18 protein-coding genes and 1 tRNA gene are annotated in these 16,767 nt (G+C 36.3%); 15 read left to right on the top strand and 4 right to left on the bottom strand.

Features of this window, described 5'->3' with window-relative positions; genetic code table 11:
- The 12 genes from BU038_RS09535 to BU038_RS09480 all read left to right on the top strand — a co-directional run.
- Positions 1–271: CvpA family protein (locus tag BU038_RS09535; RefSeq protein ID WP_199219706.1), on the top strand; the 271-nt coding region annotated here is incomplete at its 5' end.
- A 117-nt stretch (positions 272–388) separates the two neighbouring features.
- Positions 389–2,101 carry a DNA polymerase/3'-5' exonuclease PolX gene (gene polX / locus BU038_RS09530; RefSeq protein ID WP_107605837.1) on the top strand — a complete coding sequence of 571 codons (1,713 nt, stop codon included), beginning with the start codon at positions 389–391 and terminating at the stop codon, positions 2,099–2,101.
- A 10-nt stretch (positions 2,102–2,111) separates the two neighbouring features.
- Complete coding sequence (locus BU038_RS09525) at positions 2,112–4,460, top strand: endonuclease MutS2 (protein ID WP_107605836.1); 2,349 nt, start codon at positions 2,112–2,114, stop codon at positions 4,458–4,460.
- A 126-nt stretch (positions 4,461–4,586) separates the two neighbouring features.
- Positions 4,587–4,901: a thioredoxin gene (gene trxA / locus BU038_RS09520; protein WP_107605835.1), complete on the top strand. Its 315-nt coding sequence runs from the start codon at positions 4,587–4,589 to the stop codon at positions 4,899–4,901.
- 229 nt (positions 4,902–5,130) lie between these two features.
- Positions 5,131–6,927, top strand: coding sequence for an excinuclease ABC subunit UvrC (uvrC, locus tag BU038_RS09515; RefSeq protein ID WP_107605834.1), 1,797 nt, complete (start codon positions 5,131–5,133; stop codon positions 6,925–6,927).
- 489 nt (positions 6,928–7,416) lie between these two features.
- Positions 7,417–8,031, top strand: coding sequence for a succinate dehydrogenase cytochrome b558 subunit (locus BU038_RS09510; protein ID WP_107605833.1), 615 nt, complete (start codon positions 7,417–7,419; stop codon positions 8,029–8,031).
- Positions 8,032–8,083: 52 nt separating this feature from the next.
- Positions 8,084–9,880 carry a succinate dehydrogenase flavoprotein subunit gene (sdhA, locus tag BU038_RS09505; protein WP_107605832.1) on the top strand — a complete coding sequence of 599 codons (1,797 nt, stop codon included), beginning with the start codon at positions 8,084–8,086 and terminating at the stop codon, positions 9,878–9,880.
- The gene (gene sdhB, locus BU038_RS09500; RefSeq protein WP_107605831.1) at positions 9,880–10,689 is read left to right on the top strand and encodes a succinate dehydrogenase iron-sulfur subunit; all 810 of its coding nucleotides are present in this window, start codon (positions 9,880–9,882) and stop codon (positions 10,687–10,689) included. Before sdhA ends, sdhB begins: the two co-directional genes overlap by 1 nt.
- A gap of 70 nt (positions 10,690–10,759) precedes the next feature.
- Positions 10,760–11,278: a GNAT family N-acetyltransferase gene (locus BU038_RS09495; protein WP_107605830.1), complete on the top strand. Its 519-nt coding sequence runs from the start codon at positions 10,760–10,762 to the stop codon at positions 11,276–11,278.
- Between the two features lie 113 nt (positions 11,279–11,391).
- Positions 11,392–12,192, top strand: coding sequence for a glutamate racemase (racE, locus tag BU038_RS09490; RefSeq protein ID WP_107605829.1), 801 nt, complete (start codon positions 11,392–11,394; stop codon positions 12,190–12,192).
- Between the two features lie 16 nt (positions 12,193–12,208).
- Positions 12,209–12,796: an XTP/dITP diphosphatase gene (locus BU038_RS09485; protein WP_107605828.1), complete on the top strand. Its 588-nt coding sequence runs from the start codon at positions 12,209–12,211 to the stop codon at positions 12,794–12,796.
- Positions 12,793–13,302 carry a YfcE family phosphodiesterase gene (locus tag BU038_RS09480; RefSeq protein WP_107605827.1) on the top strand — a complete coding sequence of 170 codons (510 nt, stop codon included), beginning with the start codon at positions 12,793–12,795 and terminating at the stop codon, positions 13,300–13,302. The genes BU038_RS09485 and BU038_RS09480 overlap by 4 nt, the downstream gene beginning before the upstream one ends.
- 65 nt (positions 13,303–13,367) lie before the next feature.
- Here the strand turns inward: BU038_RS09480 and BU038_RS09475 are convergent, their stop codons facing one another.
- Complete coding sequence (locus tag BU038_RS09475; RefSeq protein WP_107605826.1) at positions 13,368–13,742, bottom strand: VOC family protein; 375 nt, start codon at positions 13,740–13,742, stop codon at positions 13,368–13,370.
- 121 nt (positions 13,743–13,863) lie between these two features.
- Between BU038_RS09475 and BU038_RS09470 the strand changes: the two genes are divergently transcribed.
- Positions 13,864–14,307 (top strand): VOC family protein, encoded by a 444-nt coding sequence (locus tag BU038_RS09470; RefSeq protein ID WP_107605825.1) that lies wholly within the window; start codon positions 13,864–13,866, stop codon positions 14,305–14,307.
- An 84-nt stretch (positions 14,308–14,391) separates the two neighbouring features.
- Here the strand turns inward: BU038_RS09470 and BU038_RS09465 are convergent, their stop codons facing one another.
- The 3 genes from BU038_RS09465 to BU038_RS09455 form a co-directional block, all read right to left on the bottom strand.
- The gene (locus tag BU038_RS09465) at positions 14,392–14,787 is read right to left on the bottom strand and encodes a YkvA family protein (protein ID WP_107605824.1); all 396 of its coding nucleotides are present in this window, start codon (positions 14,785–14,787) and stop codon (positions 14,392–14,394) included.
- Positions 14,788–14,802: 15 nt separating this feature from the next.
- Positions 14,803–15,465: a 3'-5' exonuclease gene (locus BU038_RS09460; RefSeq protein WP_107605823.1), complete on the bottom strand. Its 663-nt coding sequence runs from the start codon at positions 15,463–15,465 to the stop codon at positions 14,803–14,805.
- A 165-nt stretch (positions 15,466–15,630) separates the two neighbouring features.
- The gene (locus BU038_RS09455; protein ID WP_107605822.1) at positions 15,631–15,765 is read right to left on the bottom strand and encodes a beta-class phenol-soluble modulin; all 135 of its coding nucleotides are present in this window, start codon (positions 15,763–15,765) and stop codon (positions 15,631–15,633) included.
- A gap of 314 nt (positions 15,766–16,079) precedes the next feature.
- On the opposite strand from BU038_RS09455, the gene BU038_RS09450 reads away from it, so the two are divergent.
- Together BU038_RS09450 and BU038_RS09445 are read left to right on the top strand one after the other, a co-directional pair.
- A tRNA-Arg gene (locus BU038_RS09450) sits at positions 16,080–16,153 on the top strand.
- Between the two features lie 347 nt (positions 16,154–16,500).
- A partial coding sequence (locus BU038_RS09445) for an Abi family protein (protein ID WP_199219704.1) occupies positions 16,501–16,767 on the top strand: 267 nt, incomplete at its 3' end.

Here is a 16,767-nt window from a genome sequence, read left to right as displayed (position 1 = left end):
TATCATGATATTTCTAATCAGCAAGTTTATTTTATACCTAATTTTATCTGCGTTTGATAAAATAATGGTAACACAACCCATATCTATCTTGAATCGAAGTTTCGGTGTACTACTCAGCTTGATCAGCTCTGTGGTGATTCTTTTGCTTGTATTATATTTATGCAGCTTATATCCGAGCTTTTCGATTCAGCAGCAATTTGCACAATCGGTTATCGCAAATTTGATACTCTTTCATACCCCATATCTGTCATCATTTGTGATGGCATTATAATTCAATGAATACAAAGACTAAACAAAGAGGAGGCTGACACATTCGCCAATCTGTTACAGATATACGAATGCCATCAAGTTCCTCTTTTTAATTGGAGTGAATAAAGTGAGTCAACATATTACAAAGAAAGATGTTGTGCGTTTATTAGAGAAGATTGCCACATACATGGAGTTAAAAGGTGAGAATACATTTAAAGTGTCTGCTTATCGTAAAGCAGCACAAAGTTTAGAAACAGATGAACGTACGATTGATGAAATTGAAGATGTCACAAAGCTTAAAAACATCGGTAAAGGTGTCGGTGAAGTCATCAATGAATATTTAGCAGCAGGTGAATCTGAAACGCTTAAAGCATTAGAAGAAGAAGTACCTGAAGGCTTAGTGCCATTATTAAAGATTCCAGGGCTTGGCAGTAAAAAGATTCATAAGCTTTATAAAGAACTTGGTATTACGAATAAAGAAGAACTTGCACGCGCATGTGAAAATAAAGAGGTCAGTGCGTTAAGCGGTTTCGGTAAAAAGACTGAAGAAAACATCTTAGCAGGTGTCAAAGCCTTAAGCGCACGTAAAGAACGTTATCCTATCAACTTATTGATTAAATTGAATCAAGAAATTGAAGATTATTTAGAAACAATTGATGCTTTAGAACAATATCATGTCGCAGGCAGTTTCCGCAGAGTGAAGGAAATGAGTAAAGATTTAGACTATATTATGAGTACGAATGATCCTGAGACCGTGCAACAAGCTTTATTAAAGGTGCCGCATAAAGTGAAAGATGTAGCAGTAGGATTAACGAAAGTATCGGTGGAAGTTGAATTTGAAGATGAAACAATCGAAATCGACTTCAGAATTGTTGAACCGAGCGCATATTACCATACCCTACAACATTTCACAGGATCTAAAGACCATAATATTCGCATCCGTCAACTTGCGAAAGCACGTGGTGAAAAAGTCAGTGAATATGGTATAGAACAACCAGATGGTTCTTTACTGCAATTAGACAGTGAAGCGGCAATCTATGAACACTTCGGATCCGAATGGATTGCGCCGCCAATGCGTGTAGATGGCAGTGAATTTGACCGAGATTTATCCAATATTGTAACGTTAGAGGATATTAAAGGCGATGTGCACATGCATACGACAATGAGTGATGGTGCTTTTAGTTTACGCGAAATGATTGAAGCTAATATCCAAAAAGGTTATGAATATATGGTCATTACAGATCATTCACGTAGTTTACGTGTGGCACATGGTTTAGAAATTGAGCGCTTATTACGCCAAAATGAAGAAATCAAAGCGATGAATGAAGAATATGATGAAATCGATATTTATTCTGGCACAGAGATGGATATTTTAGCAGATGGTACATTAGACTATCCAGATGATGTATTAGCACAGTTAGATTATGTTATCGCATCGATTCATCAAAGCTTTAATCAAACAGAAGAACAAATTATGCATCGCTTAGAACAAGCTTGCCGTAATCCTTATGTACGTCATATTGCACATCCAACAGGGCGTATTATCGGTCGTCGTGACGGCTATAAAGTCAATATGGAACGTTTATTTGAACTAGCGAAAGAAACAGGCACAATTTTAGAAATCAATGCGAATCCATTACGTTTAGATTTAAGCGCAGAAGCATTGCGCCATCATCAAGATATTATGGTAACCATTAATACGGATGCACACCATATTGATAATTTAGAGTTGATGAAATATGGAATTGCGACAGCACAAAAAGCTTTTATTGATAAATCACGTGTCTTGAACACTATGAGCAGAGAAGATTTCAAATCATTTATAGAAAATAATAAAAAGCTAAAGAAATAGAGGGATGTCAGTGAGACAGAAGACATTAGATGTGCTTGATTTCGATAAAATCAAAGCACTTGTAGAAAAGGAAGCTGTCAGTGACTTAGGACGAGAAAAAGCAGCGTCAATGTCACCAGCTTCTGATTATCAAACTGTGGTTCATCAAATAGATGAAACAGACGAAATATCTCAAATTTATAATAAACACCGTTTGCCGAGCTTGAGTGGTTTATCTAAAGTATCATCGCTGATTCATCGTGCAAAAATCGGCAGTATGTTGAATGTTCGTGAATTGAACCAAATTAAGCGTTTGATTCAAGTTCAAAATCAATATAAAACACTTTACAGTCAACTCTTAGAAGAAGAGGAAGCTATCAATTATCCGATTTTAGATGAACGCATGACACAATTGCCGATTCTTTCTGATTTGTATCAGGAAATTAAACAGAAATGTGATGCTTATGATTTATTTGATGATGCGAGTTATGAACTACAAAGTATCAGAAGCCGTATCCATAGTACTTCACAACGTATTAAACAAAATTTAGACCGTGTAGTTAAAAGTCAATCGAACCAAAAGAAATTATCAGATTCAATTATTACAGTTAGAAATGACAGACACGTTATTCCTGTAAAAGCGGAATATCGTCAAGATTTCAATGGTATCGTCCATGACCAATCCTCTTCAGGACAGACGTTATATATTGAACCATCTGCAGTGGTCGAAATGAATAATAAAATCAGTCGACTACGTAATGATGAAAAAGCAGAAGTTGAACGTATTTTGACTGAATTGACGTTAGAAGTTGCTGCTGAAGCGGATGCTTGTTTAGTCGCAGAATCAGTGATGGGACAAATCGATTTCTTAACTGCGAAAGCGAGATACGGCAGTTCTATTAAAGGTACGAAACCTGAATTTACAGAGGAACGTAAGGTGTATTTACCAAAAGCATTCCATCCATTATTAAATCCGAAAACAGTAGTGGCGAATACTATTGAATTTGTAGATGGCATTCAGACTGTGATTATTACGGGTCCAAATACAGGTGGTAAAACCGTCACATTGAAAACATTAGGCTTAATTATTGTGATGGCACAATCAGGTTTACTAATTCCAACATTGGATGGTAGTAAACTGGGTGTCTTTGATAATGTTTATTGTGATATTGGTGATGAACAATCGATTGAACAATCATTATCGACGTTCTCTTCTCATATGAAGAATATTGTAGAGATTTTAAAACATGCAGATCATAATAGTGTCATTCTCTTTGACGAACTTGGTGCCGGTACAGACCCAAGTGAAGGGGCAGCACTTGCGATGAGTATTTTAGACAATGTACAAAAACGCGGTGCATTAGTCATGGCTACGACACACTATCCTGAATTAAAAGCGTATAGTTATAACCGAGATGGTGTGATGAATGCCAGTGTAGAATTTGATGTGAATACACTGAGCCCAACGTATAAGTTATTAATGGGTGTGCCCGGTCGTTCAAATGCCTTTGAAATTTCCAGCAAACTTGGCTTGAACGGCAAAATCATTCGTGATGCGAAAGCGATGATTGGGCAAGATGAGCAGGAAATCAATAATATGATTGCCTCTCTAGAGAAAAATACAAAACGTGTAGATAATCAACGTATCGAATTAGAGCAATTATTACGAGAAGCCCAAGATTTACATCGTCAATTGACGCATAAATATGAGCAATACCAAAATTACGAAAAACAATTGATGGATGAAGCAAAAACGAAAGCCAACCAACGTGTCAAAGCTGCGACAAAAGAAGCAGAAGAGATTATTTCAGACTTACGTCAGTTAAGAGATGAGAAAAACGCTGATGTTAAAGAGCATGAATTAATAGAAAAACGTAAACACTTAGATGAGCAATATGAAGCAACTGATCTTAAACAAAAAGTGAAGAAGAAAAAATGGGATGAGATTAAAGCAGGCGATGAAGTCAAAGTCTTAACCTATGGTCAAAAAGGTGAAGTGCTCGAGATCTTGGATGATGAAGAAGCAGTGGTTCAAATGGGTATCATTAAAATGAAACTACCGATTGCCGATTTAGAGAAGAAACAAAAAACACAAGAACCGCAAACGAAAATGGTATCACGTTCAAACCGTTCTCCAGTGAAGATGGAGTTAGACTTAAGAGGTTATCGTTATGATGAAGCGGTAACAGCCTTAGATCAATACTTGGATCAAGCGATGCTCAGCAACTACGAGAATGTTTATATTATTCACGGAAAGGGAACAGGAGCATTGCAGAAGGCAGTGCAACAACATTTGAAACGACATAAAAACATTGCCTCTTACCGTACAGGTACACCAAGTGAAGGTGGTTTTGGTGTGACAGTTGCAACGTTGAAATAATCCAAATATGAAAATAATATGAAGAGATATAAAAAAGAATGTTGTTATGAGCAAAGCCGATGCAATTACAAATCTTATCTGATATACTTTGTTCATCATTAAAATTCCTAAGGAGGAACGATATTTATGGCATTAATTAAAGTTACTGATTCAGACTTTAACGAACAAGTTCAAAATGGTGTTAAATTAGTAGATTTCTGGGCAACTTGGTGTGGACCTTGTAAAATGATCGCACCTGTATTAGAAGAGTTAGCTCAAGATTTCGATGGTAAAGCTGACGTCTTAAAATTAGATGTTGACGAAAACCCAAACACTGCAGCTAAATTCGAAGTAATGAGTATTCCTACTCTAATCGTTTTCAAAGATGGAGAACCTGTTGATAAAGTAGTAGGTTTCCAACCTAAAGAAAACTTAGCTGAAGTATTAAACAAACACCTATAAGTTTAAAATAATGCCGAGTTTCGGCGATTATGGTTGAAACTTCACGTTAAATATCGAATCAATCATTACAATAATGCGAGACCAGAATATAGTGTTCTGGTCTTTTTCATATGGAAATTTAATTTTGTATTTAAGCAAGCCAGTCGTTAAGATAAGCTGGTGTTTGTTATAATAGTAAATTGAATTGCATCCTATATCTATCAAATCTTAGAAGAAGGGAGGTTAATCGTTGGAAGATTATAAAGCAAAAATTAAACAAAAATTATCAGTGGTTCCTTTTGAACCAGGCTGTTATTTAATGAAAGATCGCAATGATCAAGTTATCTATGTCGGTAAGGCGAAACGGTTACGTAATCGATTGCGTTCTTATTTCACAGGTGCACATGATGCGAAGACCACACGTTTAGTCGGTGAAATACGAAATTTTGAGTATATTGTCACTGATAGTGAAACGGAATCGTTATTGTTAGAACTGAATTTAATTAAACAATACCAACCTCGATACAATATCTTATTAAAAGATGATAAAAGCTATCCTTTTATTAAGATCACGAGAGAAAAATATCCACGTTTGTTAGTCACTAGAACAGTTAAAAAAGGGACAGGTAAATACTTCGGTCCTTATCCAAATGCGTATTCAGCTGTGGAGACGAAAAAATTATTAGACCGTATTTATCCATTCCGCAAATGCGATAAAATGCCGGATAAATTATGTTTGTATTATCATATCGGCCAATGTTTAGGTCCTTGTGTCTATGATGTGGATGAACAACGTTATGCGCAAATGATTCAAGAAGTGACGGAGTTCTTAAATGGTGAAGATAAAACGATACTTAAGAACTTGGAAGACCGCATGATGGCAGCGAGTGAACAATTGGACTTCGAACAAGCGAAAGAATATCGTGATTTAATTCAACATATTCATAACTTGACGAAGAAACAAAACATCATGTCGACAGATAATAAAGCACGTGATGTGTTTGGTTACAGTGTGTCGAAAGGTTGGATGTGTGTTCAAGTCTTCTTCGTCAGAAATGGGAATATGATTCAACGTGATACAACAATGATTCCACTTCAACAAACAGAAGAAGAGGAATTCTATACGTTTATCGGTCAATTCTATCAATTGAATCAGCATATCTTACCAAAAGAAGTGCATGTACCGAAAAATCTGGATGCTAACATGATTCAATCAGTTGTAGATACGAAAATCGTACAACCGGTCAGAGGTCAAAAGAAAGATTTAGTTGAAATGGCGAATCATAACGCTGAAATTTCATTAGAAAATAAATTCGAATTGATTGCGAGAGATGAATCGAGAACAATCAAAGCGATTGAAGAACTTGGAGAACAAATGGGCATTCAAACGCCAATTCGCATTGAAGCATTTGATAACTCTAACATTCAAGGTGTCGATGCGGTATCTGCGATGGTGACTTTTGTAGATGGTAAGCCAGATAAAAAAGGTTACCGTAAATATAAAATCAAAACAGTCGATGGACCAGATGATTATAAATCAATGCAAGAAGTAATCCGCAGACGTTATACACGTGTCTTAAATGATGGATTACCATTACCAGATCTGATTATTGTCGATGGTGGTAAAGGTCAAATGTCTGTAGCTATTGATGTATTAGAGAATGAATTAGGGTTAGATATTCCTGTGGCAGGCTTACGTAAAAATGATAAGCATAGAACATCAGAGCTGTTATATGGTGTGAATGCGGAAGTAGTGCCGCTTAAAAAGAACAGTCAAGCGTTCTATTTATTACAACGTATTCAAGATGAAGTCCATCGTTTTGCGATTACATTCCATAGACAAACGAGACAAAAACATGGTTTGACGTCTGTGTTGGATAATATAGATGGTATTGGACCAAAACGTAAAACGAAGTTATTAAGAACGTTTGGTTCTGTGAAAAAAATGAAAGCAGCTACTGTTGCGGAACTTCAAGAAATAGGTTTCCCTAAAAAGATAGCTGAGAATTTATTACAAGAATTAAATAAGGAAGAACAAAAAAGTTAGAAGCGGTATATTCTGAAGTGAAGGCTGAAGGAGATGCCGCTTTCAGCTTAATTTTAAGTCTATTTGAAGTTAAATTTAAACTAAGTTTGAAAAAAATCCATTGATAATAATTCTCATGCCCAAAAGGCTGTAAAAAAATGTTACAATATCGTTAACGAGATTTTATTTTTTTAGGTGCGTTTGTAAACGCTTTCTAAATGAAAACGATTCTCACTTAATGTGTAATTGAATACAATTGCCTCGATTGTAAGGGATTGCATCAGTCATCGGTTCAGCATATACAGCTAAGATAGGGGTCCATACATAGAGAAAAAATGGCGCTGAGCTGCCGTGCTGATTGCAGTGTTTTATAACTCCCAGCAGGGCTGTTCGTTGGTGGTTGAGCATATTGTATTGATTTTACTTAATTTTGTGAGCATATAGAGCATTTCAACAAACCTGAAAATGAAATCAATTAATATCATTTGTTTCACAGGGGGGGACTTCCTTTTGGGTTATACTAAGAATCAATTTTATTTAAGACGCATACACTCGTTACTAGGGGTTATTCCGATCGGTGCATTCTTATTAGTGCATTTGACTGTTAACCACCAAGCGACTAAAGGAGCAGGAGCTTTCAACCAAGCCTCAGAATTTATGGAATCATTACCATTCTTGTTGGCACTTGAAATCTTCTTAATTTACTTACCAATTCTTTATCATGCGTTATACGGTATTCACATTGCATTCACGGCTAAAGAGAACGTCGGCCATTATTCATGGTTCAGAAACTGGATGTTCTTATTCCAACGTATCACAGGTGTTTTAGCGTTTATTTTCATCGCAATCCACTTCTATCAAACAAAAGTGGAAATGTGGTTAGGGCATAAAGAACTAGGATTCAACATGATGCATGACTACTTAAGCAATCCATTCTGGTTAATCTTCTACCTTATTTTAACAGTAGCAGTAGTATTCCACTTTGCGAACGGTTTATGGTCATTCCTAGTAACATGGGGTGCCTTACAATCAGCTAAATCACAACGCGTATTTACATGGGTATCATTAGTAGTATTCGTTATTGTTTCTTACATCGGTGTAAGTGCAATCTTAGCGTTCGTATAAGAACAATAGCATAGCGTAAATAAAGGTTATATTTTCAGGGAGTGACATTTATATGGCAGAGAAAAAAGTTATTGTTGTCGGTGGAGGACTTGCCGGTCTGATGTCAACAATTAAAATAGCAGAACAAGGTGTACATGTTGATTTATTCTCAGTAGTACCCGTAAAACGTTCGCACTCTGTGTGTGCGCAAGGGGGTATTAACGGAGCGGTTAATACAAAAGGTGAAGGCGACTCACCTTGGATACACTTTGACGATACAGTTTATGGCGGGGACTTCTTAGCGAACCAACCACCAGTTAAAGCAATGGCGGATGCAGCGCCGAAAATTATTCACTTATTAGACCGTATGGGTGTAATGTTCAACAGAACACCTGAAGGTTTACTTGACTTCCGTCGTTTCGGCGGTACATTGCATCACAGAACAGCTTATGCCGGTGCAACAACAGGTCAACAGTTATTATATGCATTAGATGAACAAGTACGTAAATTTGAAGTTGATGGTCTTGTGACAAAATACGAAGGTTGGGAATTCTTAGGGGTTGTGAAAGACGAAAACAACGCAGCGCGTGGTATCGTCGCACAAAACTTAACAGATGCGAAAATCGATGCATTCCGTTCTGATGCGGTTATTATGGCAACAGGCGGCCCTGGTATTATCTTCGGTAAAACAACAAACTCAATGATCAACACAGGTTCAGCAGCATCTATCGTGTACCAACAAGGTGCAGTATATGCGAACGGTGAATTTATCCAAATCCACCCGACAGCGATTCCTGGTGACGACAAATTACGTTTAATGAGTGAATCAGCACGTGGTGAAGGTGGCCGTATTTGGACTTATAAAGACGGTAAACCTTGGTATTTCTTAGAGGAGAAATATCCGGATTACGGTAACTTAGTACCTCGTGACATCGCAACTCGTGAAATCTTCGACGTATGTGTGAACCAAAGATTAGGTATCAATGGTGAAAACATGGTATACCTAGATTTATCACACAAAGACCCGCATGAATTAGATGTTAAATTAGGCGGTATCATCGAAATCTATGAAAAATTCACAGGCGATGACCCACGTAAAGTACCAATGAAAATCTTCCCAGCAGTTCACTATTCAATGGGTGGATTATATGTAGATTATGATCAAATGACGACAATTGACGGTTTATTCGCAGCAGGTGAATGTGACTTCTCACAACACGGCGGTAACCGTTTAGGTGCCAACTCATTATTATCAGCGATTTATGGCGGAACAGTAGCTGGACCGAACGCTGTGAAATATATCGATACAATTGAGCACTCATACACTGAATTAGACGACAGTCTTTACCAAGACTTAATCGATAAAGAACAAAAACGTTTTGACGATTTATTAAACATGAGAGGGACAGAAAATGCCTTCAAACTTCACCGTGAACTTGGTGAAATCATGACGAAAAACGTAACAGTTGTTCGGGATAATAAACGTTTACTAGAAACAGATGAAAAAATTCTTGAGTTGATGAGACGTTATCAAGATATTGACATGGAAGATACGCAAACTTGGAGTAACCAAGCTGTATTCTTCACACGCCAATTATGGAATATGTTAGTGCTTGCGCGTGTTATCACTATCGGTGCTTATAACCGTAACGAATCACGTGGTGCACACTACAAACCAGAATTCCCTGATCGTAACGACGAAGAGTGGTTGAAAACAACAAAAGCGTTTTACGAAGGTATCGATAATCCGCCAAGATTCGAATATGAAGAAGTGGATATCAGCTTAATTCCACCACGTAAACGTGACTACTCAGCTAAATCAAAATCTAGTAAAGAAGATTCAAGTAAGGAAGAAGGGAGCAAATCATAATGGCAGAAGAAGTTAAAGATGAAGCGGTTCAACAACCAGCTCAAAATAGTTCTAAAACTGTAACTTTAATCATTAAGCGACAAGATACTGCGGACTCACAGCCATATGAAGAAAAATTTGAAATTCCTTATCGTGAGAATTTAAACGTGATTGCATGTTTGATGGAAATCAGACGTAATCCGTATAATACAAAAGGGGAAAAAGTTGCGCCAGTAACATGGGACATGAACTGTTTAGAGGAAGTCTGCGGTGCTTGTTCAATGGTTATCAATGGCCATGCACGTCAAGCATGTTCAGCGATTGTAGACCAATTAGAACAACCTATCCGTTTAGAGCCGATGAGCACATTCCCAATCGTGCGTGACTTACAAGTTGATCGTTCTCGTATGTTCGATAACTTGAAACGTATGAAAGCATGGGTACCGATTGATGGTACGTATGACTTAGGTCCTGGACCACGTATGCCAGAGAAAAAACGTCAAACAGCGTATGAATTATCTAAATGTATGACATGCGGTGTGTGTTTAGAAGTTTGTCCTAACGTAACACGTAAAAACGAATTCGTAGGGGCACAAGCAATTTCACAAGTACGTTTATTCAACTTGCATCCAACAGGTTCAATGACTAAAGATGAACGCTTAGACGCTTTAATGGGCGGCGGCGGACTACAAGAATGCGGTAACTCACAAAACTGTGTGAATGCTTGTCCTAAAGGTATTCCTTTAACAACTTCAATCGCCGCATTGAACAGAGAAACTTCATTCTATATGTTCAAATCATTCTTTGGTTCTGACCACCAAGTACAATAATTTGATATTTGATTAAGAGGCAGGAGTGCAACTCCTTGCCTCTTTTTTATTCGAAGAAAGGAAATTATAGATGAAAATCAGAACAGAACAACCACAAGATTATCAAGATGTTGAACAACTGATTAAAGCTGCTTTTGAACCAGTAGAGATGAGTGATCAGACTGAACATCTATTAGTACGACGCTTAAGACAAAGTAATGCTTATGTACCTGAACTCTCTCTGGTCGCATTATCAGACAAAGACGAAATAATCGGTCATATCATGTTATCTCAGATTACCGTTGGCTCTGATATTCTCTCATTAGCACTTGCGCCGTTAAGTGTAGCCCCTAATTATCAAAGAAAAGGGGTTGGGACGAAGTTGGTCAAAGAAGCTTTAGAAGCTGCAAGACAACGAGGGTATCAATCAGTTGTAGTTTTAGGTGACCCAACTTATTATCAAAGGTTCGGATTTGAATTGGCTATGACTTATCATGTTTTTGGACCGATGAAAGAGATGGAACCTTATTTAATGATTAAGGAATTGAAAGGAAATGTGCTAAAGAATATGAGTGGAGAGGTACATTATTCTGAAGCTTTTAATCTTTAAAGCGTTTTCGTCTACATTTTGTCTCGTGAAACCAAATAACCATTCATGCAATCTAATTCAGGGTTATGATAAAATATAGTCTAAGAATGCTTTAGTGTGAGGATGAAAAAGACATGAATAAACCCATCGGAGTAATTGACTCAGGAGTCGGCGGCCTCACTGTAGCCAAAGAAATAATACGTCAGCTGCCAAATGAAACGATCTATTATCTGGGTGATAGTGCCAGATGCCCATATGGACCAAGAGATGGCAAGCAAGTGTGTGATTTTACGGTACAGCTTGCGAATAAGTTAATGGAATATGATATTAAAATGTTGGTTATCGCATGTAATACGGCGACAGCTGTCGCATTAGACACGTTGAAAGCTTTATTGCCGATTCCAGTAATTGGTGTAATTGAACCTGGCTCACGTACTGCGATTATGACGACACAAAATAATAAAGTGATGGTGTTAGGGACAGAAGGAACGATTAAATCAGAAGCTTATACGAAACATATACAAGCGATTAATCCGCATGTTGAAGTGACAGGCGTTGCATGTCCGGATTTTGTACCATTAGTAGAACAAATGCGTTATCATGATCCTGTAGCGACGAATATTGTGATTCATCAGACGTTGAAACACTATAGAAATAGTGATGCAGATACGGTTATTTTAGGATGTACACATTATCCGTTACTCTTCCAACCGATTTATGATTATTTCGGGGGTAATAAAACTGTGATCTCATCTGGTTTAGAAACCGCACGTGAGGTCAGTGCGTTATTAACGTTCAGTCATGAGCATGCGCATTATACACCGCATCCGAAACATCGCTTTTTTGCGACTGGAGATACAGAACATATCCAATACATCATTGGACAATGGTTAAAAATAGATAATGTAGAAGTAACACATGTGAAAGTGGATTAATATTGAGGTGAAGGACATGGAAGATTTAGTAATTGCGACAAACAACAAAGGTAAAATCAACGACTTTAAAGTCATTTTTCCTGAATACAATGTGATTGGTATCAGTGAATTAATTTCAGACTTTGATGTCGAAGAAACAGGGACAACATTTGAAGAAAATGCAAAATTAAAATCTGAGGCGGCAGCCAAAGCGTTAGGCAAACGTGTCATCGCAGACGACAGCGGCTTAACAGTGGATGCGTTAAATGGGGAACCTGGTATTTATTCTGCGCGTTATGCTGGAGAAGATAAAGATGACGATGCGAATATTGAAAAGTTACTAGAAAAATTAAAAGGTAACAGCCGCCACCGTACGGCAGAATTCATTTGTGTCATCAGCATGAGTGCACCAGGCGAAGAAACTGTGACATTTGAAGGCACAGTCAGCGGTGTAATTACAATGGAAAAATTAGGTGAACATGGTTTCGGCTATGATCCCGTATTCTATGTACCAAGAATGCATAAAACAATGGCACAATTAACGGATCAAGAAAAAGGTGAAATCAGCCATAGACGTCAAGCGATTGATAAATTAAAAGCTTATTTAAAGGGTGATCAAATTTGAGACGTTGGATTATTGTAAGTGACAACCACACAGAGTCTGGTATTTTATTTGAAGTGGTGAACCACTATGACCAAGTTGATGTTGCGTTGCATTTAGGTGATTCAGAGTTCCAATATGATGATACAGAATTAAGTTTATACCATCGCGTTAAAGGTAACTGTGATTTCTATCCAGAGTTTCCAAATGAAAATGTCATCAGTGAGGAAGGCTTGCGTGCGTTCTTTACGCATGGACATTTATACAGAGTGAATACGACACGTCAACTTCTAGCTGAAAAAGCTAAAGAAGAAAATTGTCAGTTAGCCTTTTACGGCCACACACATATCGCGCGTTATGAAGAAATTGAAGGCGTGCATGTGATTAACCCAGGCAGTATTTCACAATCAAGAAGTATGACGGAAGAAACTTATGCTGAACTTTTAGTAGAAAACCAACATGTCACATTAAATTTCAGAAATAGAAATCATGACATTATTGAAACGGTTGAATTTAAAGTGAATGATTAAAATTTAAAAATAAGTAAAAATAAAGATGCTGAAGGGTGAAATGTCATTCTTCAGCATCTTTTCAATTAAATTTGTTTCACTGCGAAATAATTATTTTCATCATCCGCAAAGTTGAACACTTTGCCTTGAGGCATGTCGACTAAGTCACCGACAGTAATCCCTTTATTTTGATAATCTTGATAGAGTTGTTCAATATCTTCTGTCGCAAACATTAAAGAAGGTGTTTCTGTGCTGATACCTAAATCTAATGATTGTATCTTTTGTTTGTTGTGGAGGACAATGCCTGTTTGTGCATCACTTGATGGACGCAATACAATGGTACGCATACCATGTTGTTCTGTATCGGATGAAACAGTAAAACCTAATTTTTCTGTCCAAAAAGTTTTGGCTGTTTCTTGGTCGTTCACATATAACATGACTTCGTCTAAACGTTGAATCATTTTAACACCTCAGGTTTCAATTTTTTTAACTTATCATCATATCCCCGCTTAATTGTTGTTTGAAACTACAAATAAAAGGTATGATTAGAATGCAGTACATTAAATAAAAAGGGGATTGATTATGACTCAATTATATCCATATTTAGCGTTTAACAATACTAAAGAGGCATTAAAATATTATGAAGAGGTGTTTGGCGCAACTGATATTCAACGTTTAGCAGTTGATCCATCACAAGCTGAGAACTTTGGTGTAAGTGAAGAAGAAGCGGATAACAAAACAATGCATTCAGAATTTACAATTGCAGGTGTGACATTATACGCCTCAGATGCATTCGGTAAAGATGTGCAAATTAATGAAGGGATTTCTTTATTAATTGATTATGATATTAATGATGAAGCGGATGCGAAACGTGTAGAAGATTTATATGACAAAGTTAAAGATGATGAGTCTGTACATGTAGATATGCCGCTAGCAGAACAATTCTGGGGCGGTAAAATGGGTTCATTTACAGATAAATATAATGTGCGTTGGATGTTGCACGGACAAGATCATTCAAAGCAATAAATTAATATGTAACAGCTGAAATAAGCATCCATGTCTTAATGAACCAGACATGGATGCTTATTTTGGTTAAAGGTAAGCTTATTATTAGAAAAAGTGTTTAATCATAAAATAACCAACAACGCTAATAACAATCACCCATAAGATGATAATTAAAATCCCTGCATACCAATTTTGTGAAAGCATATTTTTATTTAGTTCTGATGCTTTTTGACGATTATCTTGCAGAATAGCTTCAGGTATTAATTTTAAGCACAAGGCAATACCTAAAGGTACAATAATAATATCATCCAGATAACCTAAAACAGGAATAAAGTCTGGAATTAAATCAATTGGACTTAATGCATAAGCTACGATACAGACTGCGAGTATTTTAACCGTCAAAGGTGTACGCTTGTCTTTAGATGATAAATAGAGTACTAGCAGTTCTTGATTCATTTTAGCAACGAATGATTTCAAAGCAGGTAAGAAATTGATGTTCATAAGGGTAGTCTCTCTTTATTGGTTGAGTTCATTTAATTTTAAAGCAAGTTGACCTGTTACTATTGCGTCAGTTAAAGCATCTTCAGTATCATAATTATCCAGGTTGAAGTAAGTCTTTAAAGTGTCGAATTTATGATTAGGTGTATCTTTTACTAACTTTCTCGCAAGAGGGAGTGTATCTAGTACGGTGTATTCAGGCATGTCTATATTAAAATCGTCGAAATAACGTAATAGGAATTTCATAGAGAAAGTCGCCGCATGTGCTACGATTTGTTTATCTCCAATAAATGTACGAATGGCTTCTATATCTTCTTTTTCAATAAAATCTTTGTCTTCTAAAAACTCATTTGTAACACCCGTCATTTGCATCACTTTCCTAGTTAATAAGCGAGTAGGTCGAAAGTATTTCATATATTGATTTATCATTTGACCATCTTTAAATTCGACGAGTGCGATTTGAAAGGCATCGTGAAAATCAGAACTCAAACCGGTTGTTTCAATCTTGAGTGTGACAAAGTGATTCGCAAGTGCTTGTGACTTTATATAATGAATCGGCAATCTTTTGCGTTGTTTTAATTCAGCTTCTAGTTCTTTAATATATTTTTCTTTAAGTCTTAATTTCATGACGAGTAATTCATTTTCTGTTTTTAAACGTTTCAGCTCTTCTTCTTGATCCACACCGTCACCTCCATCAGTTAGGGAGTATATTTATTTTACAATAAACTGGTAGGAGGGCGCATAGATTAAGGTCGCAAGAAACAAGACTTATCAATTTGAAAATAAAAAAAGAAGACCTTTTCAGATCTTCTCATTCAAACAATATGGTGAATGTATGGCTTTATATTAGATACCAAAGATTTTACTTACAATGCTTGCGCCGTTTGTGATGATATCTACGATGTTTTTACCTAATTCTAAGTTTTGACCGTTTTGAGCTGCTTCAATTGTAGCTTGGATTGCGTTGAATAAACCTTCCATGATTGTCACCTCTATATTTGTATTGTTTAAGGTTAAGTGGAATGCCAACCTTTGATATCTCTACTATACAACCAATTTTTATCAAATTGGACTAAATTTCTTAACTCACAATGTTTTGTGCATACCTGTGGTATATCTGACAGATTCATGACACTTAGGCATTCCTAACTGTCCTCAACTTGAGAAAAGTGATATACTTGTCATGATAAGTGCAATACAACTTCTAAAGTGAAAAATCATAACAGAAATTATTATGAATGGTATTGATTTAAATACTTTAATTAGATATAATAATTCTTGTGTTAAAAAATTATGTCCTGGTAGCTCAGCTGGATAGAGCAATGGCCTTCTAAGCCATCGGTCGGGGGTTCGAATCCCTCCCAGGACGTCACTTAAAGCCTGTAACCCTAGTGGTTATAGGCTTTTTTATTGAATGCATTGTGTAAATTTAAAACGTTTTTTGAAAATAACTCTGTAATCCTAATCTAATAAAGAGAGTGCGAAAAAATAGAAAGTAAATCAATTATTTAAGTAGTAAGGTAAGACGTATTTTTAGATTATTGAGGACGAAATCTAGAATTCAATTTTAATGAATACTTTTTTCTGTATTTATGTATAATGTATCTAACAAATGAGAAAAAGTCTGATTTTACTATGTCATTATCATTTAAGTCGCTTATTTTTTATATGAAGTTTAAAGGGGTAAATTTTAACTATATAGACGAATATGAGGCAATGAAAATATTAGAATATAAAAACTACTATTTTAAGCTGAATAGTTTTGTAGATAATTATCCTATGCAAAAAGTTAGATACCAAAACGCACTGATTGAAAGATACCAGAAAGTTGATTTTAAAAATTTAGTTGATCTTGCAAGTCTTGATATGCAATTAAGATATATTATCATAAAATTTTGTTTAGATATAGAACACTCAATTAAGTTGAATATTCTAAGAACTATTACAAAAGTTGACAGTGAAGATGGCTATAATGTAGTGAGT

The sequence above is a fragment of the Staphylococcus simulans genome (assembly GCF_003043455.1).
Classification (GTDB): Bacteria; Bacillota; Bacilli; order Staphylococcales; family Staphylococcaceae; genus Staphylococcus; species Staphylococcus simulans_A.
This window is presented reverse-complemented; position numbering and strand designations above follow the sequence as displayed.

Bases quoted from the DNA above. Each gene is read 5' to 3' on its own strand.
- BU038_RS09495 (WP_107605830.1), top strand. From the start codon at position 10,760: ATGAAAATCAGAACAGAACAACCACAAGATTATCAAGATGTTGAACAA.
- racE (WP_107605829.1), top strand. From the start codon at position 11,392: ATGAATAAACCCATCGGAGTAATTGACTCAGGAGTCGGCGGCCTCACT.
- BU038_RS09455 (WP_107605822.1), bottom strand. From the start codon at position 15,765: ATGGAAGGTTTATTCAACGCAATCCAAGCTACAATTGAAGCAGCTCAA.
- BU038_RS09470 (WP_107605825.1), top strand. From the start codon at position 13,864: ATGACTCAATTATATCCATATTTAGCGTTTAACAATACTAAAGAGGCA.
- sdhB (WP_107605831.1), top strand. From the start codon at position 9,880: ATGGCAGAAGAAGTTAAAGATGAAGCGGTTCAACAACCAGCTCAAAAT.
- BU038_RS09485 (WP_107605828.1), top strand. From the start codon at position 12,209: ATGGAAGATTTAGTAATTGCGACAAACAACAAAGGTAAAATCAACGAC.
- BU038_RS09465 (WP_107605824.1), bottom strand. From the start codon at position 14,787: ATGAACATCAATTTCTTACCTGCTTTGAAATCATTCGTTGCTAAAATG.
- trxA (WP_107605835.1), top strand. From the start codon at position 4,587: ATGGCATTAATTAAAGTTACTGATTCAGACTTTAACGAACAAGTTCAA.
- sdhA (WP_107605832.1), top strand. From the start codon at position 8,084: ATGGCAGAGAAAAAAGTTATTGTTGTCGGTGGAGGACTTGCCGGTCTG.
- BU038_RS09475 (WP_107605826.1), bottom strand. From the start codon at position 13,742: ATGATTCAACGTTTAGACGAAGTCATGTTATATGTGAACGACCAAGAA.